This is a genomic window from Flavobacterium celericrescens (assembly GCF_011392075.1).
Lineage (GTDB): Bacteria > Bacteroidota > Bacteroidia > Flavobacteriales > Flavobacteriaceae > Flavobacterium > Flavobacterium celericrescens.
Genome location: NZ_JAAJBV010000006.1, coordinates 47720 through 72900 on the forward strand (window position 1 = coordinate 47720; position 25181 = coordinate 72900).

At 31.3% G+C, this 25181-nt stretch carries 22 protein-coding genes and 1 tRNA gene; 3 read left to right on the forward strand and 20 right to left on the reverse strand.

The features are described from left to right. The first annotated feature begins 8 nt into the window (after nt 1-8). On the forward strand, nt 9-2483 hold the full coding sequence (locus G4L40_RS09065; RefSeq protein WP_166236884.1) for a beta-mannosidase: 2475 nt from the start codon (nt 9-11) through the stop codon (nt 2481-2483). 61 nt (nt 2484-2544) lie between these two features. On the opposite strand, the gene G4L40_RS09070 is transcribed toward G4L40_RS09065, so the two are convergent. The 4 genes from G4L40_RS09070 to G4L40_RS09085 form a co-directional block, all read right to left on the reverse strand. Then, nucleotides 2545-4905, reverse strand: a complete 2361-nt coding sequence (locus G4L40_RS09070; protein WP_166236885.1) for an endonuclease — start codon at nt 4903-4905, stop codon at nt 2545-2547. Nucleotides 4906-4978: 73 nt separating this feature from the next. Continuing rightward, nucleotides 4979-5545 carry an aminoacyl-tRNA hydrolase gene (pth, locus tag G4L40_RS09075; protein ID WP_166237004.1) on the reverse strand — a complete coding sequence of 189 codons (567 nt, stop codon included), beginning with the start codon at nt 5543-5545 and terminating at the stop codon, nt 4979-4981. Nucleotides 5546-5690: 145 nt separating this feature from the next. Then, the gene (locus G4L40_RS09080; protein ID WP_166236886.1) at nt 5691-6293 is read right to left on the reverse strand and encodes a 50S ribosomal protein L25/general stress protein Ctc; all 603 of its coding nucleotides are present in this window, start codon (nt 6291-6293) and stop codon (nt 5691-5693) included. A 49-nt stretch (nt 6294-6342) separates the two neighbouring features. Next, the gene (locus tag G4L40_RS09085; RefSeq protein WP_166236887.1) at nt 6343-7284 is read right to left on the reverse strand and encodes a ribose-phosphate pyrophosphokinase; all 942 of its coding nucleotides are present in this window, start codon (nt 7282-7284) and stop codon (nt 6343-6345) included. Between the two features lie 166 nt (nt 7285-7450). Between G4L40_RS09085 and G4L40_RS09090 the strand changes: the two genes are divergently transcribed. Continuing rightward, nucleotides 7451-7530 (forward strand) — tRNA-Leu (locus G4L40_RS09090). Here the strand turns inward: G4L40_RS09090 and G4L40_RS13200 are convergent. The 11 genes from G4L40_RS13200 to G4L40_RS09150 form a co-directional block, all read right to left on the reverse strand. Further along, complete coding sequence (locus tag G4L40_RS13200) at nt 7484-9079, reverse strand: recombinase family protein (protein ID WP_394367768.1); 1596 nt, start codon at nt 9077-9079, stop codon at nt 7484-7486. The genes G4L40_RS09090 and G4L40_RS13200 overlap by 47 nt on opposite strands. Further along, entirely contained in the window at nt 9069-9218 is a 150-nt protein-coding gene (locus tag G4L40_RS09105; RefSeq protein ID WP_166236888.1) for a hypothetical protein, read from the reverse strand. The genes G4L40_RS13200 and G4L40_RS09105 overlap by 11 nt, the downstream gene beginning before the upstream one ends. Before the next feature lie 83 nt (nt 9219-9301). Further along, on the reverse strand, nt 9302-10123 hold the full coding sequence (locus G4L40_RS09110) for a MerR family transcriptional regulator (protein WP_166236889.1): 822 nt from the start codon (nt 10121-10123) through the stop codon (nt 9302-9304). Nucleotides 10124-10307: 184 nt separating this feature from the next. Then, nucleotides 10308-11282 (reverse strand): restriction endonuclease, encoded by a 975-nt coding sequence (locus G4L40_RS09115; protein WP_166236890.1) that lies wholly within the window; start codon nt 11280-11282, stop codon nt 10308-10310. A gap of 63 nt (nt 11283-11345) precedes the next feature. Beyond that, nucleotides 11346-13148, reverse strand: a complete 1803-nt coding sequence (locus tag G4L40_RS09120) for a restriction endonuclease subunit S (protein WP_166236891.1) — start codon at nt 13146-13148, stop codon at nt 11346-11348. After that, the gene (locus G4L40_RS09125; protein ID WP_166236892.1) at nt 13138-14628 is read right to left on the reverse strand and encodes a type I restriction-modification system subunit M; all 1491 of its coding nucleotides are present in this window, start codon (nt 14626-14628) and stop codon (nt 13138-13140) included. Before G4L40_RS09125 ends, G4L40_RS09120 begins: the two co-directional genes overlap by 11 nt. Before the next feature lie 6 nt (nt 14629-14634). Then, the gene (hsdR, locus tag G4L40_RS09130) at nt 14635-16974 is read right to left on the reverse strand and encodes an EcoAI/FtnUII family type I restriction enzme subunit R (protein ID WP_166236893.1); all 2340 of its coding nucleotides are present in this window, start codon (nt 16972-16974) and stop codon (nt 14635-14637) included. A 1-nt stretch (nt 16975) separates the two neighbouring features. Continuing rightward, nucleotides 16976-17656, reverse strand: a complete 681-nt coding sequence (locus G4L40_RS09135) for a DUF4276 family protein (RefSeq protein ID WP_166236894.1) — start codon at nt 17654-17656, stop codon at nt 16976-16978. 1 nt (nt 17657) lies between these two features. After that, nucleotides 17658-18752, reverse strand: a complete 1095-nt coding sequence (locus G4L40_RS09140; protein ID WP_166236895.1) for an AAA family ATPase — start codon at nt 18750-18752, stop codon at nt 17658-17660. 11 nt (nt 18753-18763) lie between these two features. After that, complete coding sequence (locus tag G4L40_RS09145; protein ID WP_166236896.1) at nt 18764-18964, reverse strand: helix-turn-helix domain-containing protein; 201 nt, start codon at nt 18962-18964, stop codon at nt 18764-18766. Between the two features lie 72 nt (nt 18965-19036). Continuing rightward, nucleotides 19037-19987 (reverse strand): hypothetical protein, encoded by a 951-nt coding sequence (locus G4L40_RS09150; RefSeq protein ID WP_166236897.1) that lies wholly within the window; start codon nt 19985-19987, stop codon nt 19037-19039. Nucleotides 19988-20088: 101 nt separating this feature from the next. Between G4L40_RS09150 and G4L40_RS09155 the strand changes: the two genes are divergently transcribed. Next, nucleotides 20089-20331, forward strand: coding sequence for a helix-turn-helix domain-containing protein (locus G4L40_RS09155; RefSeq protein WP_166236898.1), 243 nt, complete (start codon nt 20089-20091; stop codon nt 20329-20331). A gap of 18 nt (nt 20332-20349) precedes the next feature. Here G4L40_RS09155 and G4L40_RS09160 read toward each other — a convergent pair whose 3' ends face one another. From G4L40_RS09160 to G4L40_RS09180, 5 genes are all read right to left on the reverse strand, one after another. After that, entirely contained in the window at nt 20350-21015 is a 666-nt protein-coding gene (locus G4L40_RS09160) for a recombinase family protein (RefSeq protein WP_166236899.1), read from the reverse strand. 61 nt (nt 21016-21076) lie between these two features. Next, on the reverse strand, nt 21077-21547 hold the full coding sequence (locus G4L40_RS09165; RefSeq protein WP_166236900.1) for a DUF488 domain-containing protein: 471 nt from the start codon (nt 21545-21547) through the stop codon (nt 21077-21079). A 59-nt stretch (nt 21548-21606) separates the two neighbouring features. After that, nucleotides 21607-22170 carry a hypothetical protein gene (locus G4L40_RS09170; protein ID WP_166236901.1) on the reverse strand — a complete coding sequence of 188 codons (564 nt, stop codon included), beginning with the start codon at nt 22168-22170 and terminating at the stop codon, nt 21607-21609. A 197-nt stretch (nt 22171-22367) separates the two neighbouring features. After that, nucleotides 22368-23135 (reverse strand): hypothetical protein, encoded by a 768-nt coding sequence (locus G4L40_RS09175; RefSeq protein WP_166236902.1) that lies wholly within the window; start codon nt 23133-23135, stop codon nt 22368-22370. Between the two features lie 190 nt (nt 23136-23325). Beyond that, nucleotides 23326-25158, reverse strand: a complete 1833-nt coding sequence (locus G4L40_RS09180; RefSeq protein WP_166236903.1) for a glycoside hydrolase family 13 protein — start codon at nt 25156-25158, stop codon at nt 23326-23328. Nucleotides 25159-25181 lie beyond the last annotated feature (23 nt).

The following is a 25181-nucleotide window of genomic DNA, read 5'->3' on the forward strand; positions in this document are numbered from 1 at the left end:
TGACTTATATGTTTAAAAAAATATTCTTGTTTTTGATTCTAATTTGCTGTTCGGTTTCAGCACAAACTTCCTATCGCAATTTGTCATCAGAAAACTGGACATTCAACAAACATAACGAAGCAAAAAAATACAAGGCAACCATTCCTGGAACTGTTCACACGGATTTATTTCAAAACCAATTAATTTCTGATCCTTTTTTTGGAGCTAATGAAAAACAATTGCAATGGATTGAAAATGAAAATTGGGAATATGAAACACATTTCACAATTTCAGAATCCGAATTAAAAAATCAAAATATCGATTTGGAATTTGAAGGTTTGGACACGTATGCAACTGTTTTTTTGAACGGAAAAGTAGTTTTAGAAGCTGATAATATGTTCCGAAAATGGACTATTTCTACTAAATCGCATTTGAAAAGAGGAACCAATCATTTGAAAGTAGTTTTTCATTCTGCAGTTCAAAAAGGAAAAGAAGAAGCAAAAAAATTGCCTTATACCTTACCCGAAAAAGAACGTGTTTTTGTTCGAAAAGCGCAATATCAATTCGGTTGGGATTGGGGACCAAGATTTGTAACGGCTGGAATTTGGAAAAAAGTTCAATTGAAATTTTGGAATTCGGCTAAAATAGAACATGTAAAATACGAACAAAAAGTATTGAATGAATCTGTAGCCAATTTGGATTTTATTTTTACCATTCACGCAGAAAAATCAGGAAAATACCAAATCAAATTAGGTCAAAAACCATTTCCATTTGTGTTGAAAAAAGGACAAAATGTAGTAAAAGTTCCAGTAACTATTCAAAATCCAATTTTATGGTGGTGTAATGGTTTGGGTGTTCCACATCAATATTTATTTCAATTTGAATTAGAAAAGAATAATAAGCGAATTGAACAAAACGAATTGAAGATAGGTTTACGAACCATAGAATTAATCCAAGAAAACAAAGAACAAGGAAAAAGTTTTTATTTCAAGTTAAATGGAAAATCGGTTTTCATGAAAGGTGCTAATGTGGTTCCGCCTGATAGTTTTTTACCACGAGTTTCCGATTCCACTTATTTTTCTTTAGTTGAAAATGCCAAAAAAGCGAACATGAACATGCTTCGCGTTTGGGGAGGAGGCGTTTATTTTGATGATGCGTTTTATGAAGCTTGCGATGCTAACGGAATTTTGGTTTGGCAAGATTTTATGTTTGCGTGTTCGATGTATCCGGGCGATGAAAAATTTGTAGAAAATGTAAAACAAGAAGTGATTGATAACGTAAATCGTTTGCAAAATCATCCGAGTATTGCGATTTGGTGTGGTAATAACGAAAACGATGAAGGTTGGCAAAATTGGGGTTGGCAAAAACAATTCAATTATTCCAAAGCCGATTCGACTCAAATTTGGAACGACTACAAAAAAGTATTTCACGAAATGATTCCGCAGACATTAGATAGTTTGCTTCCAAAAGAAAAGAATATTTATTGGTCGTCTTCGCCGTCGATTGGTTGGGGAAGAAAGGAAAGTTTATTGCAAGGCGATTCCCATTATTGGGGAGTTTGGTGGGGAAAAGAACCATTTGAAATTTATGAGAAAAAAGTGGGTCGATTTATGAGTGAATATGGTTTTCAAGGTATGCCTAATTTGGAAACTTTACAAAAAGTGATGAAAAAAGAAGATTTGAATTTCAATTCCGAAGCTTTTAAAAATCATCAAAAACACCCAACAGGTTACGAAACCATAAACGAATATATGGAACGCGACTATGTGGTGCCAAAAGATTTTGAGGATTATGCTTATGTTTCTCAATTACTACAAGCTCGCGGTATGAAAACCGCAATTGAAGCTCATCGAAGAACCAAGCCTTATTGCATGGGAACACTCTATTGGCAATTCAATGATTGTTGGCCAGTAACGTCTTGGAGTTCGTTAGATTATTATGGAAATTGGAAAGCATTTCATTATCAGGCGAAACGAAGTTTTGAAAACATACTTTTATCTTTTGAAATGAATGTTAATAGAGGTAATAAATATTTTGTTATTAATGATGGTTTACAAAATTATGCAGGAGAATTAAAAGCTGAAATTAGAAATTTTAACGGTCAACTTTTATGGAATGATTTAACGTATTGTAAAGCTGATTCTAAATCAATAAACATTGCAATAACTTATCCATCTATTCCTTTAGATAAAATTGATACGCAAAATTCATATTTAAAAATGGAATTTATTTCAGATGAAAATCATTGGGAATCAAATTTCTTTTTCGAAAAACCAAAAAATTTAAAATTATCAAAACCAAACATTCAAATTAAAAATATTGACGAGTTAACCATTGAAATTTCTTCGGATGTTTTAGCTAAGGATGTTTTTCTGTCTTCCGAAAACAATACTTTTTTTGAAGATAATTATTTTGATTTGTTACCGAATGAAAAGCGAATTATCAAATTGTCCAAAGCTGCAAAAGAGATAAAAGTGAAATCGTTATTTGATATAATGAAATAAAAAAACGCCTCAAATGAGACGTTTTTTGCTAAAATAATCCGTTTAATCTTTTAGAAATATACTATTTCACTTTTTTAGTGATAGTTTGACCATTAGTTAATGTAGTTTTCACAAGTAAGGCTTGATTTGTAGCAGTTAGTTTAGAAACAATCATTTCTTTGTCGTTTACTTTGTCGTTGTGATATAGTTTTCTACCTAATACATCAAATATTGTAATTTCTTTGATGTTTTCAGTAGCAGTAATTGCAATACCATTTGTTGTAGTGTAAACTGTAATGTTGTTTTCATTCACAAAATCTTCATTGGCTAATGTATTTTTGTACACCACTTCAAAACGGTCTGTAAAAATTCCGTCTTGTGTTGTAAACGAATAGGGTGTTTGTTTTACATCATGGATGCTATTGTTGTATTTGTCTTTAATAAATACATCTTGAGTTGTAAATAATCCATCAACATTTTCAATAGAAATAGAATATGTTCCTGGAGTTAACACTTTTAATCCTAATGCAACAACATCAGTATTTTCAAATTCTGCTCTTCCTTCAATAACATATTCCTTATTATCGACTAATGTATACAACATTGTATTTTGGGTTTCAAACGCTTTTCCATCAATACCAATATCAAATCCATTAGTTGCTTCAGGAATATATCCAATTAAAATTTGATTATATGCATTATTTGTATCCGTTAAATTTAGTCTGAAAATATTTTTTTCTGCTAAATTTTCTGTTTTGAAAAATTGCGTGTTTTTTACATCATATCTTAATGCATTATGAAACCAAGCATTAATGTTTTCGGAAGAATAAACATAAAAACCTTGACCTGCTTTTATTGTACCGTCAGGAATTTGACCACCTGCTGCTGCTGCAACTCCTCCTAGTGTTGTATAAGACGCATAATTATTTACTGGATAAATCCCACCAACAGCTTGAGCTGTATGTGTCCAAAAATAAACTGTTTCAATCGTTCTGTTTAAACCAATAAAATGACTTGCTTGCAATGTTGCTGGATATGGATTTCCTAATAAATTAAATCCAATATTTATGGAAGGAAAATATTCATCATTATTTGGAGTCCCAGAAAAGTTTCCTAAAAAAGAGCTAGCCACAGTTGATGACCAATTGTTTGGTGCTCTTATCAAATATCCTTTTGCTCCAATAAAGCTATTTACCGTTGGATTCACTGAACTATATGCTGTGGTTGGTGTGGTACCAGAAGTAACATATTCATAAAAACGATTCGTGAGTGTTTGAGGGGAAAAAGCTAGAAGGTTTTGGTTATTTACTGGTGTTGACCAAGCCGTGTAATCTAATCTTAAAATCGGGGCGCTTTCCTTTAGCAATGTTACTATTCCTGTATTTGGTACGTGATTAATCTGAACTAAATTGGCATTATTCTGAATTGTAAAACTTGCTGTTGTAGCAACATTTATTTCCCTGACTATTGTGAAAGTATGATTTGATTGTAATATAACTTGAGCTGTGCCATTTATTGTTAATGAACATGCTGATAAATCTCCGATAGATGTATAATTTCCCGAAAACACTGCCTTTATATCTTTATTTGGAATCCCGTTACTCCACGATGAACCGTTCCAAATTGTAGTAGTTGTACACGACAAAGTATTCCAAGTATCTGGAGCTTGTGGACCACCCCAAATTCTAGTTGCTAAATATGGATTATCAATAAAAGGATTTCTATTTCCTTGAATTGATTGTAAGGTATTGTTTCTAATTCTTTCAAAATCACTTACTGGATCTTCTTCATTCCATTCTAAAAAAATATCTGGCATATCTACATTGTAAGATGTTGCACCAGAACCAACATTAGTTGCTAGACATCTCGTGTTATAACGCACATACATATACATCATCATTCGAGCTATATCTCCCTTCCATTCATCACCCGGATACCAATAAATACCTACAGGACCCGCATCTCCTTCTCCATCAGCATAAAGTCTATTTCCTCTATCTGCATTAAATGTAACATCAGCTGCTCTAATATGATGTGCATCAGTTCCTGGACCAGCAGATGATGTTACTAAAGCTGGTGTTCCTAATGAAAGTGCATAACAATGCTCCCTATTCCATGCCCCTGTTGGACATGATGTACTGCAAATATTTGCAACATCATCTAATCTGTCATTTTTATAAATAGCATCAACATCATTGTATCCATAAATTAACAATACTTGAGCTGAATTTAAAGGATTTTTATCTCCAGCTTGCAATGCATCCCAGACGTCTGTGGTTGCAGCTGTATAAGGCAATTGTGTGGTATGAGTGGTTGTAATTAAACTTGCTAATTGTGTTTTTAGAGTATTACCCGTTTGAGTAAAATCTATTGAACTATAATATGCTGGAATTTGTGCATAAGTAGAAAATGATAAAAGCAAAAAAAGTAACTTTATTTTCATGTTTTTTAAAATTTGGGGAAACCAAGGTAGTAAAAAAAAACAAAAATAAAGAGATACTTTTCTTAAGATTTTTTTATTTTCCGTTATAAGTATTCATGGTATTGTTAAGTCCTGCCAAAGCAAATGATTTTACAATTTCTGCACTTAACTGTAATCGTTCTTTTAGTTTTTCTTTTTCTTCAATATCCCATTCACCTAAAACGTAGTTAACTTGCTGCCCTTTTTTAAAAGCGTCACTGATACCAAATCTAAAACGTGGATATTCTGTTGAATTTAATAATAATTGAATGTTCTTAAGTCCATTATGACCACCATCACTTCCTTTGGTTTTAATTCGGATGGTTCCAAAAGCTAAATTCAAGTCATCGGTGATAACCAACATATTTTCTTTTTCGATATTTTCCTTTTCTAGCCAATATTTTACAGCCTTACCGCTAAGGTTCATGTAGGTGTTTGGTTTTAACAACAGTAAGGTTCTTCCTTTGATTTTTAACTCGGCTATTTCTCCTAATTTCACTGTTTGAAATGAAATCCCTTCTTGATTAGCAATATAATCTAAAACTTTGAAACCGATATTGTGTCGTGTATTTGCGTATTCTGAGCCGATATTCCCAAGCCCAACAATTAAGAATTTCTTCATTGGAATAGTGTCTTCTTGTTTGTTTTTCTTAAATAGATGTAAAAACCAATTCATGCTGTAAAAGTACCACAAAGTTTAGAAAGTTGAAAGCATAAAAAAAGCACCAGTAAAAACTGATGCTCCTTTATTATAGTTTGTAAAGAAATTATTTTTTCTTTTTTCCACCTTTTTCTGCTTTTGCAGCTTCTTGAGCAGCTTTCATTGCAGCACGAGAAATTCTTACTTGACAAACAACAGTGTTGTCTGGGTGCATTAATTTGAAATTGTTTGTTTCTAATTTAGTTACATACAATTTGTTACCCATTTGTAATTCAGAAATACTTGCTTCAACAAAATCAGGTAAGTTTTTAGGTAAAGCTTTCACTTTTAAACGACGTTGGTTTAAACGTAAAACACCACCTAATAATACACCTGGAGAAGTTCCTGTAATTTTAACTGGTACTTCCATGATAATTTCTTTGTCATCACTTAATTGGAAGAAGTCAATGTGTAAAATTTTGTCAGAAACTGGGTGAAACTGAATGTCTTGCATAATTACATTGTAAGACGTTCCGTTTAACTCAACTACAACTGTGTGTGCGTTTGGAGTGTAAACCAAATCTTTAAATGCTCTTTCGTCTGCAACAAAATGAACTGGCTGATTTCCTCCGTAGATAACGCAAGGAACCATTCCAGCATCACGTACGGCTTTAGTTGCCTTTTTACCTACGTTTTCTCTTTCTGATCCTTTAATCGTAATTGATTTCATTGTAAAATATATATAATTAATAAATACTTATTAAAGTGGTTGCTCTTGATTACATCAAAAATTTACCACTAATAGAGTTGTTGTTTTGAACCATATGCATTACTTCGGCAAATAATGGTGCGCAACTTACTACTCTAATTTTCTTTGATTCTTTTCGTAACGGAATTGAATCGGTAACAATTAATTCTAATAATTTAGAATTTTCTATTTTTTCGTATGCTTCACCAGACAAAATCGGGTGTGTACATATTGCTCTAACACTTAGTGCTCCTTTTTCCATCATAACATCAGCGGCTTTTGCTAGTGTTCCTCCGGTATCAATCATATCGTCAACTAAAATAACATTTCTGCCTTTTACATCTCCGATTAATTCCATTGTGTCAATTACATTCGCTTTTTTTCTTTGCTTGTAACAAACTACAACGTCAGATTCTAAAAATTTAGAATATGCATATGCTCTTTTTGAACCTCCCATATCTGGAGATGCGATGGTTAAATTTTCTAAATTTAAACTTCTCACATATGGCAAAAAGATAGTAGAAGCAAACAAGTGATCTACTGGTTTTTCAAAGAACCCTTGAATTTGATCTGCATGTAAATCCATAGTCATAATTCGGGTTGCTCCAGCCGTTTCTAAAAGTTTTGCAACTAATTTAGCACCTATTGGCACTCTTGGCTTGTCTTTTCTGTCTTGTCTTGCCCAACCAAAGTAAGGAATAACTGCAGTAATATGACGTGCAGATGCTCTTTTAGCAGCATCAATCATCAATAATAATTCCATTAAATTGTCTGCACTTGGAAATGTAGAACAAACTAGGAATACGCGCAATCCTCTTATTGATTCTTCAAAAGAAGGCTGAAATTCGCCATCACTATATTTAGAGAACGTAATCTTACCTAGCGGAACGCCATACTTTTCAGCAATTTGTTCAGCTAAATACACACTCTGAGAACATGCAAAAATTTTTGCCTCTGGTTCTTGATACAGCATGTTAATTTATTGTTTAGTAGTTAGTTAGTGTTGTGTCGTATAAACGAGGTGCAAATTTAGAAATAAAATCGAACTCTGAAAGCATATTTTTAACTATTTTTTTATGAATTGCAGAAATATTTTTTACATTTGCACCCACTTAATGATACAAATATCATTTTCCATTGCCCGGATGGCGGAATTGGTAGACGCGCACGACTCAAACTCGTGTACTTAGGTGTGTGGGTTCGATTCCCACTCCGGGTACAGTAAGGGAAGTTCTCAATTGGGAACTTCCTTTTTTGTTTTTATTCCTTCCTAAAGCCTTGTTGTAATTGCCTATTAAAGAAATTGCTTCATTAAATGGGAGGGTTCGGAATGAGTTTTCAAAAAATTCAAGTTTATTTGAAAAAATCGAACCGAGAAGTTTAGTTTTTACTTCAACTCCAGCATTTTTATAGAATTCTGAAAGGTTCGTAAGCAGTGACAATCCAAAACTCACATACTTATCTAAATCGTGTTGATAGTCTCCAAGTTCTGCTTTAGCTGCTTTTAAATCAATCATTTCTTTTTCGTAGCAGTCCATCAATTTATTGTATACTTCCTCCTTGATTTTGTCTAATCCAAATTTTTCAGTTAGCATCATTTGATTATAACCGATGTCTGCTATTTTTTTGTCTAAGTCATTAATGTCTTTTAATCTATCTGTTTTGACGTTTTTGTATTCATCAATTAATATCTTTTCAAACAACTCTAAAACTTCTTTAGCAGGCTTAATATTCTGTAGAGCAAGTTCCAGTTTATTGTGTATAATTTCTACCCGATACCTCTTGCAAGTGTGTTTTGAGTTGCATTGATAATAATTATATGTACGTGTCACTTTTTTACTCTTTCCATTATTGCTTTGGCTTCCGTATAAAACTTGTCCGCACTCTGGACAAGTTAGAAAGCTAGTTAATGGGAAATTATCATTCTTGCCTTTTAGTTTTTTTATCAAGTTAGTTCTGCCATTCTTTACTCCCTGAACAATATAAAACGTTTCCTTCGATATAAGCGGAATATGTAACCCTTCAACTAGCATTTCTGGTTCGTCCTTGTAAGCAGGAACTTTTACCATTCCCATATACAAAGGATTTTCTAGCAATCTACTTAATGCACTTCTCTCAATCTTTAAACCTTTTACTTTATATTTTTTAAGTAAATCTTGTTGTGTATATAAACCAGTGGAATAATCCTCAAATAATTTTTTTACAAGAGGAGCAACAATAGGGTCTGGCTTCATCAAAGTCTTATCTCGTTCATCTCTACCACTTATATAACCAATAGGTTGAGAATTTACATACCGACCTTGTTTTAGTGCTTCACGTGTGCCAGCTATAGTTCTATCTCGTATCTTACTGTTTTCTGCTTCTGGAGTTGATAAATAAAGAGACAAAAGAATTATATAATCTGATGCATTGTAATCTATCCAATTTTCTACACAATTAACCTCAATACCTAACTTTTTGAAGTACTCAATCATCTGTAATGCCAAGCCTACATTTCTTGAAAATCTATCCCATTTTTGTACTATTAGATAATCAATTTTTCCTTTATTCTTTTTGGCATAATCTTTAAGCTCTTTGAAAACAGGGCGATTAAAATTCTTTGCTGAATAATCTTCTTCAAAGAATTCTACCACATTCATTTGATAGCAATCACAATAATTAGCAATTGCTTTGTTTTGCGATGAAAGGCTATGACCAAAATCTTTTTGATCTTTAGTAGAAACTCTTATGTATCCCAACACATTTTTCCCCATTAAATTATTTCTCATTTTTTCTCACTTTAGGATTCTGATTAATAATTATTTTTGCCATTTTATATAAAAACTCTCTAATTTTTATAATCTCTTCTTCTGAATATTTTTCTTCATTTTTGTTTAGAATTGCTCTACAATCTTTAGTATTTAGCATGTTCTTAATAATTTTACCCTTTTCTTATTTGTTAAGTAAAAAGACAATTATTAAAAAGTCGGATGTTTTCCGTACTGTAGTATTTATATTTTTATTTTTTCGTTGATTTTAATGAAACAAATTTTTCCATTTTGTTTTTTTATCTCAATATCTGCAAAGTCATTATTTTTTAATATTTCAGCATATTTATTCTCATTTGTAATCTCTCTTCCTTTTTCAACCAAGTAAACACTTCCGTCTTTCATTCTTATTTTAATTTCATCAAAATCTCCAGTTCTAAAATGGAATAAAATTTTAGATTCGTCTTCTGTCAAACTAGTATTGTCACTATATAAGTTTTGAGTAGTTTCAAAATTATTATTAGGAAAAACTTTTTTTGCTAAATTGTAGAAATTTAAGACTAAATGAAGGGGTAAATCATTTACTTCAATTGTTTTAGAGTAATCGTTTTTTGTTAAAACATTAATTTTTCCATCAGGAAATACTACCATAACGTATGGTTTTCTTATAATAGAATACATTAAAGCGTACTCGATTAACTTAAATCCTTTAACTTCATCATTAAATAGCTGATGGCGTATTTTTCGCAATGATTCTAAACCTAATCCAAATTCTCGAAGTTGTGTAACAATATCAATCCAAATTGATTCAATCCTATTAAAATGATACCAGCCACCATCAGAATTTTGTTCTCCTTGTATAACTCCTTCTTTTACCCAATGACCGATAACTCTTTTAGATTGTTCTGTTTTTTTTCTCGTTTTTTCAGTTCTAAACGATTCTATTATGTCTGTGTCTAAAGTTAGATTTATTAAATCATCTCTCAAGTAATCTAGCTGTTCTTCTCGAGCTTTTTTATCTAAGTGTGGTTGTAATGCTTTTAATTTTTCTATATCTAATCCCATAACATTGTTTTTATAATGCAAATATAAATATAAAAACCAATGTTACCTATTTATTTTTACAAGAAACACTAGTTTTTGTTTTAAACAACATCTCTTTCTTTTTCTAAAATTGATTTAGCTCCTTAAACAAACTCACAGAAAAGAGAATGTTTAAGGAGCTAAATCATATAAGAAGATTTGTTAACTATGAAATTACAAGCCCAATTTTCAAGCCCAATTTTTCTTTAAATTCATCTGGAATATTTGACCAATGCTCTGTAAGTATATCAACCAACTGTTCTCCATTAATGAGACCAATTCTTGGAAATCCATTTTCGTTTGCTATTTCTTGAGCTCTTTTTTGAAATTCTGCTGTTGTAATAAATGCACCTTGACCACCAGAAGGAATATTAGACCTCAAATTTTTCACAACATTATGGTTAATTTTTGAACCCAGTTTGTATCTTTTTGCTTGAACAAATATTTTAATTTTCGCTAATCCAGATACGTCAAGTTCTCCAGTAGCATCAACACCACCGTCTCCAACTCTTCCAGTTCTCTCTGAACCTTCAAAGCCCAATGCTGACAAAATGTGTGTTACTAGTATCTCAAACTCTTGGTCGTCTAGTTCTAGTATTTTATTTAGCACAGATTTATAGTAGTCGAATTTTACTATTTGCTCGGCTTTTGGCACAAGGTCAGTTCTTCCAATTACTTCAAAAAAGTTCCTTTTATGATTTACTGCAAATACAGTAAGAGACGAACGCATTGTATTTTGAAATGGCACTGAAAATTCACTTCTCAAAATCGGTTCTTTATTCCAGATAACTTTTTTTCTCTGAAAATATGGACAAACATCTTTTCCAGTATTTTCGTAGTAGTAGCTGTTATTTTCAACAACCCCATAGTACAAATAGTTTGTGTCTTCCGATGGAGTTATTACATAATCGCCTGTTTGTATATCTAATAAAAACCGAGAAATTTGTCCCACTTGAACGCCTATCACAACGTTGCTGGTATCTTTAGGGTATTCATTTCTGTACAAAGGGTATAAGGCATCTTTGTTTTGAATTTGTGATAAATCATTACTTGGCAACCATCCAATTGCTACATAACCGCCACTGATAAATTCTTTAGTATATTTTCCGAAATCTGCTCTTACACAATAGATGTTATTCATAAATATTATTTACTTCTTTTCCCACTCATTATTGAAGTGAGATTAATATATTTTAGTCATTTACTATTTTAAAACTTTCAAATGCCAGTTCTCTTTCACTATAAACTTAATAACCAATTGAGTGTTTGGCTCTGGGAATTTATCAAATTTAGTTTTAAACTGTCCGATTTTTATTTTCCAGTTTTTCATTGCTTCCCTTATGGTGGGTAAGTCTGTACTTTGTGTGTCTTCAATACATTTTAAAACAGTTGCAAACAATTCTTTTGCTTCTGCTCTTTTATAAGGCGAAATTTTAGAAAACAATTTACGGTTCAATTCACTGATACCATTGAAAACCTGACTTTTCAAATCTGCTGAAACTGTTTTAAATAGTTCCTCTTCATTTTTAGTTACAACATAGGTAGCTTGGCTATTCGGAAAATTCTTTTTATCAAAGTGAGTTTTATTTGTTATACCTTTTTTTATTTCTGGTGCAAATGGTCCTAAATTGTGGTTTGCAAAATTCATTTTTGTTGGCACTTGAAATAAACGGTCTAACAAATACATATCTTTTGCAATCGCCATTTCTCCTTGCGGAATATTATCGTACTTGTTGGCTTCGATACTTAAACCTATTAACTGCATTTGATAAAAAGCCAAGTTGAAAGTTTTCGCTTTTTGCTCCTTTTTAAACTCGCCTTTAAATGCACTTTCTAAAACACTATTTTTAAGCCTTTGTAAGGCTTCTAATTTATTTTGATAGTGTTGTAATAATTTGTTGTTATTTTCGGTTAGTTGGTCTAAATATGAAACAATACGTTGTTGTTCCTGTAAAGATGGAAGTGGCATTTCACAATTAAGCAAATCTTTATCGCTTATCGCAGGATATTGTGCTCCTCTTATAAAAGGTTTTATCTTGTCTTGTATGTTGTCAGTAATTAAAAAATAAAATAAATAATTTCTAATTATGCTAGAATTGGGTCTAAGAACACAGAATCCAGTCGATGCAACTGCATTTGGATAATCTTCTTCAACTATCGCAATATTTTTAAGATTAGGTCGAGTTGTAGCAAAAACTATATCTCCTTTTTTAATTCCTTTCTTTGCTCTACTTGGGGCATCTTTCCCTACAAAACTATTAGGATTTGTTATCTTTTGAATATTTTTATCAATTGCAGTAATATCGATGTAGGTGAATTTTTCTTTAATATTAATTTTAGGATTGATGTTCTCTGATTTTTCAATCAGATTTTTCAAACAGATACTTTTATAATTTTTGTTTTCAAAAATTTTATTCAAAGCACTTTCATTGAGTTGCTTTATTTTCTCAATATTTTGTTTTAGTAGAAGAGAAGCTTGGTCTAATTTAGAAAATGTATTTTCTAAGATAGCAACTATTTGTTTTTGTTCGTTGAGATTAGGAAGCGGAATGTTAACTGAGCTTACTAAACCAATATTCAAGTTTCTTACCGTTGTACCAGATGCGAGTATATTAAATTGTTTTGAAACAATAGGAGAAGTCAGCAAATAATACAAATATTCCTTGTCAATCTCTACTTTTTTCGTGTCTCTTAATAATAACCAACCGTCATGAATACAACCTGTTGTTTTCATTATATAGGGTTTTCCAAAACTCATTGAATTTGAAAGAATGAAATCTCCTTCATATACCATTCTTGTTTTATGAAGACCTGCTTTTGTGATTTTCTCTTTTGTTTTATAAATGTATTTATCAGAGGCAGTTGCATCTGAAATCTTAATCCAATTTATGCCTTCAGAGTTTTGAGTAATATAATTATCAATTGGACGAGGTGAACCACCACGTTCAATATGAACTACATCCTTTAATTTCTTCAAATCCCAACCTTTTGGCAAATTATTCTTCATAACCTTGCTCTATTAAATTATTAATTTCGGTCAGTAACTTATTTATACTTTTGTCATTAGTCTGTATGTCTGCAATAATTTCATTTGGTGCTTGGTGTAAAACTTCAACTTGTTTTACAGGGTTTTTTGCACTAATATCATAATTTCTGTCTTTTATTTCTTCTATATTAACTAGCCATGAATTTGCGGTTATTGTTCGTTTTTTATATAAATTCACAAAATCCTCTAACTGTTCATATTGAATAGGACTTTTTTTGGTTAACGTTTTTTCTAAATTAATTTCGTAATACCAAATATCTTGAGTTCCTCCTTTACGTTCAAAGAAAACAACATTTGTTTTAACACCACTGTAAGGCAGGAAAACACCTGCTGGTAGGCTTAAAATTGTGTGTAGATTAAAGTTCTGTAACAAATCTTGTTTAACTGCTGTAAACGCATTGTTATTCTGAAATAATACACCTTCTGGAATTACAATTCCTGCTTTTCCGCCTTTGGCTAATTTTTTCATAAAATGTTGCATAAACAACAACTCTGTTGCTGAGCTTTCTACTAAAAAATTTTGCTGGATTGTGCTTTTCTCTTTTCCACCAAACGGAGGATTTGCCAAAATTATAGAGTGGCGGTCTTTTTCTTGAAAATCTCTTATGTTCTGCGTTAAGGTATTTTGTTTGTAAATATTTGGGCTTTCTATTCCGTGTAGAATCATATTCATAACACCCATCACATAAGCTAAAGGTGTTTTTTCATTCCCAAAAAACATATCTTCTTTGATGTGCTTTAGCTGGGTTGTACTGTACTCGTTTTTTTTAAGCATTACAAAGTCATAGGCTTGTATCAAAAAGCCAGAGCTTCCAACTGCACCATCATAAATAGTATCTTTTACAGTAGGTTCTAAAACTTCTACCATAGCTTTAATAACTGGACGAGGCGTGTAGAACTCTCCGCTATTTCCGCCATCGCTCCCCATTCCTTTAAGCAAGTTTTCATAAATAACACTCAATTCAAATAGGTCTTCTTGACTTTGAAAGTTGAGGTCTGCTATGTTCTCTATTACTTCACGCAACGTGTGACCACTAGCAATACGATTATTTATAAATTCAAATATTGCACCGATTTTATATTTTACACTTTTAACATCTTGCAAATTTGATTTGAAATTCTGCAAGTAAGGAAACAATTCATTGTTAACAAACTCTACTAAATCATCTCCACTCATTGCATTTTTTAGGTCATATTCTCCATTCTCTTTTAGTGGATACGCCCATTCATCCCAACGGTATTTGGTGTCAATTATATACTTGTACTGCTTTCCGTCAATTAGAGCATCTTGTGCTTTGCTCTCTTCATAGTCGTTAAGGTATTTCAAAAACAATATCCAGCTGATTTGTTCTGTATAGTGCATCGCTCCGCTTATTCCATCATCTCTGCGGAGTATATCTGTTATTCTGTCTATTCTTGATTGTAGGTTAACTATTGTCATACTGGCTTATCCTGCTTTATACATCACTTCTTGTAATTGATAAAAAGCGTTTATTAAATTGTTTGCATTACCAAATACTTTGGCTGCATCTTTTGTTGTTCCTAAACCGTTCAGATGAATTAACTCTGAAAGTTTATCTCTTTTGAGTTCTTCAATTCCATCTTTTTTATATCGTTCAAGAACAAAATATAAAAATTGCTGTGCTTTTTCGTTCTCGTATTCTTCAAAGAAAATATTCTGTCTTTTTGTTGCATCGGCTCTTTCTGCTCGAGTCATAAGGCTTTTGTTATAGCTTATGAATGCCAGTAAATCAAAAATATCACTTTGCTCTGCTTCAAAAAGTTGTTGCAAAGTTGCCATTTGCTCATCATCAAAACCCAATTGCCCTAACTTGATTAACAAATCTTCACGTGTCTCTGGCTTACTCCAAAGGGTTCTTAATTGTTCTTCATTCTCAAATAAGTTTGGTAAAAACTGAATGAGTTTGTCTAAAAATTCAGAAACCGTTAGCGGTCTTCCGTCTTCTCCAACATAGCGAACTTCAATATCTGTAACTCTTAATTGTCTGCCATTACTCAATTTGACTACAATTTTTTCTTTCTTTACTTCCGGCTCAAAATCTCCATCATCTGGATTTGAAGGTGGTGTTGGATTAGTAGGTTTTGGCTGTTTTGGAGGTTTGGGAATATTCCCGCCACCATCAATAATAATATTATCTGGCGGAACATCTGGTATACCGTCCCACTCATCATCATAAAATTTGTTACTTGCTCCTGTAAAATCTATAATTGTAAAAAAGTCTTTTCCTTCAAAAATTCTAGTACCTCGTCCAACGATTTGTTTGAACTCGACCATAGAGTTTACTAATCTAACTAAAACTACGTTTCTCACATTTCTTGCATCTACACCAGTAGTAAGCATTTGCGATGAGGTTAATATTGTCGGAATGTCTTTGTCGTTATCTTGGAATTTTTCTAACAGTGTTCTACCGTTGTCTCCTTCATCACTTGTAACTCTTACACAGTAGAAAGGGTCTTTAACGGTTTTGTATTGGTTTATTGCGTCACGCATATTTAAAGCGTGTTGTTGATTCACACAGAAAATAATGGTTTTATCCATTTCTCTAATGTTGTCTAGTATAGCTTTTGCAATTAAGTTAGTACGGTCTTCTACTATAATTTTATTTTCAAAATCAGATAGATTATAAATTCTATCTTCAAGTTCTCCGCTAACAACTACATCATCTTTGGTCGGAATGTATTCGTCAATATTGGTTCGGATTCTTTTTACTTTGTATGGCGTTAAAAAACCGTCATTAATACCGTCTTTAAGCGAATACTCATAAATTGGCTTTCCAAAATAATTATAAGTATCAACATTGTCGCTTCGTTTTGGTGTTGCTGTAAGTCCTAAATGAACCGCAGTTTTGAAATAATCAAGAATATCTCTCCAAGAACCAACTTCATTAGCAGATCCTCGATGACATTCATCGATAATAATTAAATCAAAAAAGTCATTAGGATACTGTTTGTAAAAACCTCCAATATTTTCTTTTTCCGCAATAGCTTGATAAATAGCAAAAAAGATGTTGGCGTTTGTTGGTACTTTGCCGTTTCTACTTCTTATCTCATCTCCATTAATTTTGACCAAATCTTTTTCTAAAGGATTAAAAGTATTTATTGCTTGGTCGGCAAGTATATTTCTGTCAGCTAGAAATAGTATTCTAGGTCTTCTAACTGTTTTGTCAATATTCCAACGAGCTGTAAAAAGTTTATATGCAATTTGAAAAGCAATAAACGTTTTTCCTGTTCCTGTCGCTAACGTAAGTAAAATTCTTTTTTTATCATCCGTGATAGCTTCCATTACTTTACTTACCGCAATTTCTTGGTAGTATCTAGGTTTGAAATCTCCAGTTAAATAAAACGGAATTTCTAGCAATTGTTTCTTAAGATTGTCAACATTTGAAAATCTCTTATTATATAATTCTGTTGGAGTAGGGTAGCAATCAATAAATTGACCTTTCCCTGTTATTAGTGAAAACTCATAAATTTGTTTGCCATTCGTTGAAAAAACAAAATCGATGTTCAGTTTTTGAGCGTAATCTATTGCTTGTTGAAGTCCTTCGGTTGGTTCTTTGTCATGTTTTTTTGCTTCAATAATTGCTAAAGAAACATTCTGAAATCGCAACAAATAATCTACAAAAAGTCTTTCTCCTCTTTTGTTTCCAGATAATTTTCTTCCATCAGTAAAATAATACTCACGGATAATATAAGTCTCTTCCCAACTAGCTTGTTTAAGCTGTGGGTCTATAAATTTTGCTCGAGTATCGTGTTCAGAGTATCTCAAATTATTCTTGAATTTTTTCAATCAATTTTTCAACCCACGCTTTAAATCTTGGACATTTTTCTATCATAACCTCAATACCAACTATCGTTGAAATTGCATCTCCATCAATCACTTTTTCATACTTTTCTCCGTATTTCTCCAAAATTGAAATTATTCTTTTTGATGGTGCAGTAACTGGACTATCATTAATGTCTTCTGGAGTTTCATAACGTGGAGCAATAGCTTTTAACTCTCTAATCACCCTTTCGTCATCATATTGAAATTCAAAACCTTCATCAGAAGAAAAAAGTAATGCCTCAAATTCGTGTAACTGAATGTAAGGAATGAAATTTTTTGTATTAATGCCTTTTGAATCTAAATCCTCTTTTAAACCTTGCTCCATTATGCCCACGCCAATTTTAGCATTGGTTTGGTCTAGTTTAGCTTCTTTGTATTTAGGATAATTATGTTTCTCTAAAATACCATAATAGTCAAAAAAAGTAGTTAGAATTTTGTCTTTATCAGCAAGATGGTTTCTTAACTCTGGGAGCAATTTCGAGTATTTTACAATTCCACCTCCAGAATGTTTTATAGGTGTAATTTCTATATAAGCCCCAGTTTTAGCTAATATGTAGGGAGCCAAAATTGAATAAAATACTTTGACCTCTGTTTGTCCTTCAACAATACAATGTACTCTTTTCATACTAATAAGGTTGTCCTTTAATTATGTTTTTTAACCAAAGGTCTCCTAATGTAAAATCAGACAACCAATCTTCTAAACTTTCTTTTTCTAGTCTATTAAACACAGATTGATTTTCCATTCTATCAACTGTTATAATATTTTCTGGTTCAAAATTTCCTACCAAGTTCACAGATTGTGTAGATATGATAATTTGACTTTTAGCGGATGCTTTTTTAATTAATCCTGCTAATGTGTTTATTGCTACTGGATGTAAACCAAGTTCGGGTTCATCAATGATAATGATTTCTGGCATATCGGGTTGCATTAACAAAGTTGCCAAGGCAATAAATCTTAAAGTACCATCAGAAAAATGAGTGGCATTAAACAAAGTATCAGGATGATTTATTTCTGTCCATTCTAAATTTATCCTATCTTCATTAAGTCTGTCTGGTTGTAATTGAAATCTCTCAAAGTATGGCGCAACAGATTTTATCACATGCTCAATTCTTTTGAAGTGTTTATTGTGTTTTTCCTTTAAAAAATATAGAAAAGCAGCCAAATTCCCACCGTCTTCTTTCAAAATGACATTGTCATTTAAAATTGCAGGAGTTCTTAGTGGAGACGAATCACTAGTGTCGTGAAAATGGTATATCTTAAAACTATCCAAATATGAATTAACCCATTTAGCAACTCCGCCTGTGGTGTTTTTTAATTTACTTTCTATGGAATTATGACTAATAGGTTTTGAAAACCAAGTACCCATATATGTAAATTCAGAACCTTTTTCACTGTTAAAAGCTCCATTCTCATAAGCTAAAATTAATCCATTGCTACTTGTCGGCTGTAATGAAAAAATATAAGCGTTTGTATTATCAAACTCTATTCTTGATTTTATTTCATAAGTGTTTTTACTTCCAAAATGCAAAAGACTTTCTGCACCTTTTCTCATGGAATAATTTTCAAGTCTTTGTTCATATATGTTGTTAACTAACTTGAAAAAAGAAATAAAATTTGATTTTCCAACACCGTTAGAACCTATTAATACATTAATAGACTTTAAGTCAAGGCTTGTTTTTTTTATGGATTTAAAGCCTTCTATTTGAATTTTATTTATCATTTTTGGCTCAATTACAAATCTATTGTTATTTTCCCTTTAAAACCTTTATCAACAATTTCAATCAGGGTTTTTAGTTTTATATTGGAACCTTCAACCCCTTCAATTCTTGAAATGTAACTTCTTTTTTTACCGACTTTCTGAGCAAGCTCTTCTTGAGTTAAATTTTGCTTCTCTCGGGCTTCTTTGATTAGTTTCCCAATATCTATTTTCATAAAAAAAGAATTTTATTTTAAAGAAATTTAAGGCTAATGTAACTTAAAAGTTGCAATCTTCAAAAAATATTTTTATTCAATTATTTCAACTACTTGGCAATCAAAATCTACCTTAGCTGTAATCGTGTTTAGTATAAGTGCGTTAAAACCATTTTTTGCTCTATATTTCATAAAAACCAATGCATAACTATCCTTCAAAATAAATTTAGTTTCTACATGTTCAAAGCTGTCAGGATTATGTAAGTTCTCTTTAACATATTTTACTAATGGTAGATTATAGCCATCCATTCCTGTAAAACACTCTTCTTCAAATTTCGCTTTTTTCATCTCATTTTCTTTGTGTAGTTTTTGAGCTTCTGCAAGTTTTGCAACTGCATCTTTCATTTTTAAAATTTTGGATGTGTTCAGAAGCTTTTCAATAGAAATAATATTGCTTTCGGAAAACTCTTTTTCAGTTCCATTACTATATTTTGCAACTGCTTTCACTGAATTAACATTGTTGTTTTTAAAGTCAAAAATTAGATTATAATCAATTATGTAATTTCCATTTTCTAAATTTTGATAATCTTTGAACAAACTATCTCTTTTAATATCCAAAAATCTATATGATACACTACCATCTGAATTAACTGTGTAATTTTTATCATAAAAATATTTTTTACTGTCGTCACTATCGAAATAATCATCAAGCTTTAAAAGTGTATCAGCAATTTTTATCAGTTTATTGTTGGGATTGTCTTTAACGAATTGTTCAGCTAAAAACTCTGGAGTTGATTCCAGTTTTTGTTTATCTGCTTTGCCTTTAAATGCTCCACCTATTATAACTAATCCTATTATAATCCCATATCTAACGTATTTATTTTGCCATAATGTAATTTTTGATTTTAGAATTTCAGAAATGTTTGGAAACATTGCTAAACCTGCCAAAACAAAGAAAATAGACATAAGGAAATTACCCTCGATTAATGCTCTAATTCCACCTAGAAGCAATCCAATTGAAATAACATACTTTAAAATTTTCATCTTTTTATTTTTTAATTTTGAAATGTAAATATATAAAAAATGTAGTATTTTAAGGTTACAAATGTTTTTGTATTTGCTCGGAAATTGCACTCATGCGTAATTTGTCCGATTTAGAATTAAAGAAAATAGAAAATGAAATCCCAATTAAAGTTGGGGAGCAGATAGTATATTTCAGAAAATTAAAAGGTTTGACCCAAACAGAACTCGCTAAAATGGTTAATAAAGACCGTCAATACATTTACAAAATTGAAAAGGCGGTAGTCACTTCAAATATTGCAACTTTGGCAATAATTGCTACAGCTCTCGAAATAACACTCTCACAACTTTTTGAAAAGGTCAAATAGATTTGGCTCAAAACAACATTACTTATTATTCACGTACCTATCGTACAATCTTTTTACAGTCATCTGATTAAATTCTTTTCCATTTCTTGTTTTGAATCCGTTCTCATTTAATTGATTTGAGATAAAATAAAGGCTTTTTCCGCTATCTTTCATCAATACAATCATTGCAGTAGCTTTTCTGTTGTTTTCGTCTTCTAAAGCATTATTTCTTCTTACTTCAATACTTTTTGTTCTGGATTCATTTGTTAAATTTTGTGGCGAACCAAGATTTATTCCTCTGGCTTTTAGTTCAGCAAGAGCAACTTTTGTTCTTTGACTAATCCGTTCCCTTTCATCCTGTGCTAAAATTGCCATAATCCCAATAGTAACTGAATTTGCTGTAGGCATATCAGCACAAACAAATTCAATTTTAGAATCTCTCAATGTGAGTATGAAGGCTGCATTTCTGGAAAGTCTATCTAGTTTTGCAATCAAAAGAACAGCACCAGTAGATTTACAGTGTTCAATGGCTCTAAGCAATTGAGGTCGTTGATTGTCTTTTCCGCTTTCAGCTTCTTGATACTCTGCAATCAAAATATTTTCTTTATCCAAGAAGTTTTGAACTGCTGTCTTCTGTGCGTCCAAACCAAGTCCCGACTTTTCTTGTTTCTTTGTTGATACTCTATAATAACTAATATATTTCATTTGTAACATTTGTTAAATGGTAGTTTAATAAGTGCTATATGCTAGAAAACAAAAAAAGAGACTAAAACAGCCTCTCATTTTGAGAAATATCTCCGTTTTTGTTAATATGGTAAACTTCATAACCTTTTCTCGACATATCAACTCCTATGAGTTTGTTTCTGTGACATTCCGTGTGGTCTAAACAAGCACATAAAACAGCAATTCTAAATCCCAATTCAATACCACATTCTAAATAATAAAGTCCTTGTTGGTAAGAAATTGTTTTTCTGATTTTATCATAATCTGGTAAATCATTAGTTTGAAGAGCTGTGTCTTTTGGCATTCCGCCTAATTCATTTCCCTTAAACATATAACCAATTCCTACATCAGTAAGATTCTTTGCTAGTGCTTTGGAATTGAAGGCTGGTCTATATCTGGAATAAGGTACAGACCTAACATCAACCACAACTTGAATTTGATTATCTTTTAAAATTTGAATAAAATCTGAAATCGAGCGATTTCCATATCCGATAGTGTAAATACAAAAAGTCATATATTTATTGTAAATCTATACAGAATTTGACTTTTGACCCAACGTTTTCGGCTGTTTTTTTAATTTAATTTGGCTTCAAAAAGAGCTATTTCTGCGTCCAATTCTTGCATAGTGTATTTTGAATAATCTTTTGTTGGCATTTTAATGTTTCGTTTTTCATTCGTCACAATATGAGTAGAAACTCCGTACCCTCTATCTTTCATTTTAGCCTCTGAATAAATTTTCATAGCCATAACATTTTCATCAATAAATATCTTTTTTAAAAGGATAGTTTCTATATCATCCTTAAACCCTTCTACTATATCACGATGAAAAGCCCTAAAAGTGTCACTTTCTTCGAGCCATCTATAGAAGGTTTGTCTACTAATTCTGACCTCTCTGCAAGTAGCTGCAACATTTAAAAATCTCAAAGGGAATAAATTAATAAAATGCTCTTGAAGTCTTGTCAATCCTATAGCTTTCAAGTATAAATCATCAAACCCTAATATTGTTTGACGCCAAATTTTTATTACATTTTCATCAATCTTAAAATGATAATATACATCATATAAATCATGTTTATTTTCTATCATTTCGATGACTTTTTTATGCTTTTTCTGTAGCTTTTTGTGTCTTTTTCTCATGATTTTTCTGTTTTTTATTATTGAATCAATATCTTAAAATCGTTTTTCTGCACTTACTGGTTAAAATTTCTATAGTCTCCCTTCAACCTTTTTCTAGCTTTCATTTTACTTTACTTAATAATCTCTAAAAGAATTACTATTTAGATAACAGATAAGGTTATTATTCTTTATTCCCCCTATACCCCCAATATATCCGTTCATATATTTTCCCTGTATTTAAAGCGCTTTGTCTTCATTATTAAATTTGATTTAACTAAATCGGATTCAATTACTGCAATAAAGCCTTTTTTAGTTCTTAATCTCCCTGATAACTTTTGATTGTTTTTTCTAAAGATCATCATCTTGTCTTGCTCAATCTTATTTCCTAATTTGTCAAGCAAATAGTTTTTCTGACTTTTGATTTCAAGAAGATGAAATTTTGTAGCATCTTTTTTTATGTTATGTGCAGTTGTTTTTGACACCCCTAAAAAAGATGCTAAATAGCTGGTAGAAAGTTCTAAGTTATTTCGACGTGAATTACAATTCTTACTGGTATCTCCCAATTTTGACACCGACTGTCTTTTTATCTTATCAAAATATCTTTTTCGTTTTGCTGCTTGTGTGCAAACGCTTGCAGAACAAAATGATTTTAACTTTGAAAACTCTTCTTCAAATACAAAACATTTAGGGTTAGTGAACCCCAATTTTCTATTTAATTGTTTGTAGCTTATTATTCTATATGATACTTTTTTTGAGTTAACGGTTAGCCATTTGTTTTTTATTAGCCATTTAAACAAATTGCGTATCGTTCTTTCACTTAATTCAAGGTCTGATGCCCAAGCAGAATAAAGATTATAATTTTTCATACTAATATGACCACTTGAAGTTGTCTTCAAATAAAGAAATAGCTTTAAATGATTAACTCTATTGTTAATCAAAGCGTATTGACATAAATCAACTGGAATAGAAGTATAGGTTGCTTTCATTAGAAGTGTGCCGTTTGTGCTTGATTATTGTTGATAATAGGGTACAATCCAGCCTCTTCTAGTATTGGTTTTAAGTCGTAAAGTTTCTTAAAGTCAAGATAGATTTGGTTCGTAATTAGTTGCGTTAAGGGTACTAAAAAGGCTTTTAAACAATATGTTTAAAAGCCTTTTTTGATAAAACTAGATAATTTTATTTCAATTCTAAAATTAAAACTGATTTCCCATCGATTGAAATATCATTTTTTAAATCCATAGTAACAGAGGTTAATACATCTATCCCTGTTTTAAAATTTTTAATGTTTTCAGAGAATCTATTAGTTTTAAATACTTGTTTTTCAGGATTATTATTTACAATCACCATTACACTTTCTTTCTCATTATACCTAAAATAAACATACACGTTGTTTTCAGGAATATAATGTGTTGTTTTACCCGTATGAATTACAGTTTTGTTTTTTCTCCAATTAAATAATTTACTAGTAAAAGCATGGAATTTTTCTTGCTCTGCTGTTCTTTCTGATTTTAAAAAAGCATTATTTTTATCGCCTGTCCATCCACCTGGAAAATCTCTACGAATATCCCCATCACCAAGACCTTTATCTCCTGCCATTCCAATTTCTGAACCATAATATACTTGCGGAATTCCTCTCACAGTGGCAATTAAGGTTAATGCCATTTGATACTTTTTGAAATCATTATTATAAATATGATTAATTCTATTGGTATCATGATTTTCAAAGAAAACTAATAGATTGTTTATGTTTGGATATAAAAAATCGTTATTAAAATTTTCATACACTTTTACTATTCCATTACGCCATTCTTGTTTGTCTTCATTAAAAGCTCCATTATGAATTGCTTCTTGTAAAGTAAAATCCATTACACTAGGCAAATTCGAATTATAACTTTGAATAGCACCTATCTTACTATCTTTTTGCCAATATGCCATTTGTGCTTGATCATACATCCAAACTTCTCCAACAATATTAAAGTTGGGATATTCATCTGTAATAGATTTCGTCCATTTCGCAATAGCAGTTTTGTCATTGTAAGAATATGTGTCTACTCTAAACCCATCTAAATCAGCATATTCAATCCACCAAATAGCGTTTTGAGTTAAATAATTTAAAACTAATGGGTTTGATTGATTCAAATCAGGCATTGATTTCACAAACCAACCATCCATACATAGATTAGAATCTTTTTTGGATGCATTTACATCAAATTGACTTGCCATTCTGTAATTAGTTTGGGCATAACCTGGGAATTGATGAATCCATTCATAAGTAGGTAAATCCTTCATCATCCAGTGATTGTAACCCCAATGGTTGGTAACATAATCCATAATATTCTTCATTCCGCGCTTATGTAATTCAGCACTTAAACGAAGATAGTCTTCATTTGTTCCAAATCGTGAATCAATTTTATAAACATCAGATTGTCCATACGTATGATAAGAACCTCTTTCATCATTATCTTCGCAAAGAGGTGTTGGCCAGATTGCCGTTGCACCTAATTCTTTTATATAATCTAAATTTTTAATAATTCCTTCTATATCACCACCATGACGGCCATCTTTATTGCTTCTGTTTACCTTTTCAATAGTTTCTTTTGTATTATCGTTGTTTGTATTCCCATTAGCAAAACGATCAGACATAATTAAATAGATTAAGTCTGAGGAATCAAAACTTTTACGGTTTCTTGAATTTTCCCTTCTAGATTTAATCGAATATTGTTGAGTAAACGATTTGTTTTTGTTTTTAAATGTGAAAACAAAATCTTGTGTTGGAATATTTTTTGTATCAATAGTTACAAAAACGTAATTAGGATTTTCGGTTTTTTGAATTCCTTTGATAACAATTCCATTAGAAACAGAAATTTCATTTTGCGCAATATTTTTTCCATAAAACATAATTTGCACATCTGAATAATTCATATCACTCCACCAAAAAGGCGGCTCCATTCGGTCAACTTGTGCAAATGAATATGTTGTTAGCAATAAAAAGAATATTATTTTTTTCATAAGATTAAATTAAAAACCCTTGT

Excerpts from the sequence above, each read along its gene's own strand:
- G4L40_RS09065 (WP_166236884.1), top strand. The coding sequence starts at position 9 with ATGTTTAAAAAAATATTCTTGTTTTTGATTCTAATTTGCTGTTCGGTT.
- G4L40_RS09070 (WP_166236885.1), bottom strand. The coding sequence starts at position 4,905 with ATGAAAATAAAGTTACTTTTTTTGCTTTTATCATTTTCTACTTATGCA.
- pth (WP_166237004.1), bottom strand. The coding sequence starts at position 5,545 with ATGAAGAAATTCTTAATTGTTGGGCTTGGGAATATCGGCTCAGAATAC.
- G4L40_RS09080 (WP_166236886.1), bottom strand. The coding sequence starts at position 6,293 with ATGAAATCAATTACGATTAAAGGATCAGAAAGAGAAAACGTAGGTAAA.
- G4L40_RS09085 (WP_166236887.1), bottom strand. The coding sequence starts at position 7,284 with ATGCTGTATCAAGAACCAGAGGCAAAAATTTTTGCATGTTCTCAGAGT.
- G4L40_RS13200 (WP_394367768.1), bottom strand. The coding sequence starts at position 9,079 with ATGAGAAATAATTTAATGGGGAAAAATGTGTTGGGATACATAAGAGTT.
- G4L40_RS09105 (WP_166236888.1), bottom strand. The coding sequence starts at position 9,218 with ATGCTAAATACTAAAGATTGTAGAGCAATTCTAAACAAAAATGAAGAA.
- G4L40_RS09110 (WP_166236889.1), bottom strand. The coding sequence starts at position 10,123 with ATGGGATTAGATATAGAAAAATTAAAAGCATTACAACCACACTTAGAT.
- G4L40_RS09115 (WP_166236890.1), bottom strand. The coding sequence starts at position 11,282 with ATGAATAACATCTATTGTGTAAGAGCAGATTTCGGAAAATATACTAAA.
- G4L40_RS09120 (WP_166236891.1), bottom strand. The coding sequence starts at position 13,148 with ATGAAGAATAATTTGCCAAAAGGTTGGGATTTGAAGAAATTAAAGGAT.
- G4L40_RS09125 (WP_166236892.1), bottom strand. The coding sequence starts at position 14,628 with ATGACAATAGTTAACCTACAATCAAGAATAGACAGAATAACAGATATA.
- G4L40_RS09135 (WP_166236894.1), bottom strand. The coding sequence starts at position 17,656 with ATGAAAAGAGTACATTGTATTGTTGAAGGACAAACAGAGGTCAAAGTA.
- G4L40_RS09140 (WP_166236895.1), bottom strand. The coding sequence starts at position 18,752 with ATGATAAATAAAATTCAAATAGAAGGCTTTAAATCCATAAAAAAAACA.
- G4L40_RS09145 (WP_166236896.1), bottom strand. The coding sequence starts at position 18,964 with ATGAAAATAGATATTGGGAAACTAATCAAAGAAGCCCGAGAGAAGCAA.
- G4L40_RS09150 (WP_166236897.1), bottom strand. The coding sequence starts at position 19,987 with ATGAAAATTTTAAAGTATGTTATTTCAATTGGATTGCTTCTAGGTGGA.
- G4L40_RS09160 (WP_166236899.1), bottom strand. The coding sequence starts at position 21,015 with ATGAAATATATTAGTTATTATAGAGTATCAACAAAGAAACAAGAAAAG.
- G4L40_RS09165 (WP_166236900.1), bottom strand. The coding sequence starts at position 21,547 with ATGACTTTTTGTATTTACACTATCGGATATGGAAATCGCTCGATTTCA.
- G4L40_RS09170 (WP_166236901.1), bottom strand. The coding sequence starts at position 22,170 with ATGAGAAAAAGACACAAAAAGCTACAGAAAAAGCATAAAAAAGTCATC.
- G4L40_RS09175 (WP_166236902.1), bottom strand. The coding sequence starts at position 23,135 with ATGAAAGCAACCTATACTTCTATTCCAGTTGATTTATGTCAATACGCT.
- G4L40_RS09180 (WP_166236903.1), bottom strand. The coding sequence starts at position 25,158 with ATGAAAAAAATAATATTCTTTTTATTGCTAACAACATATTCATTTGCA.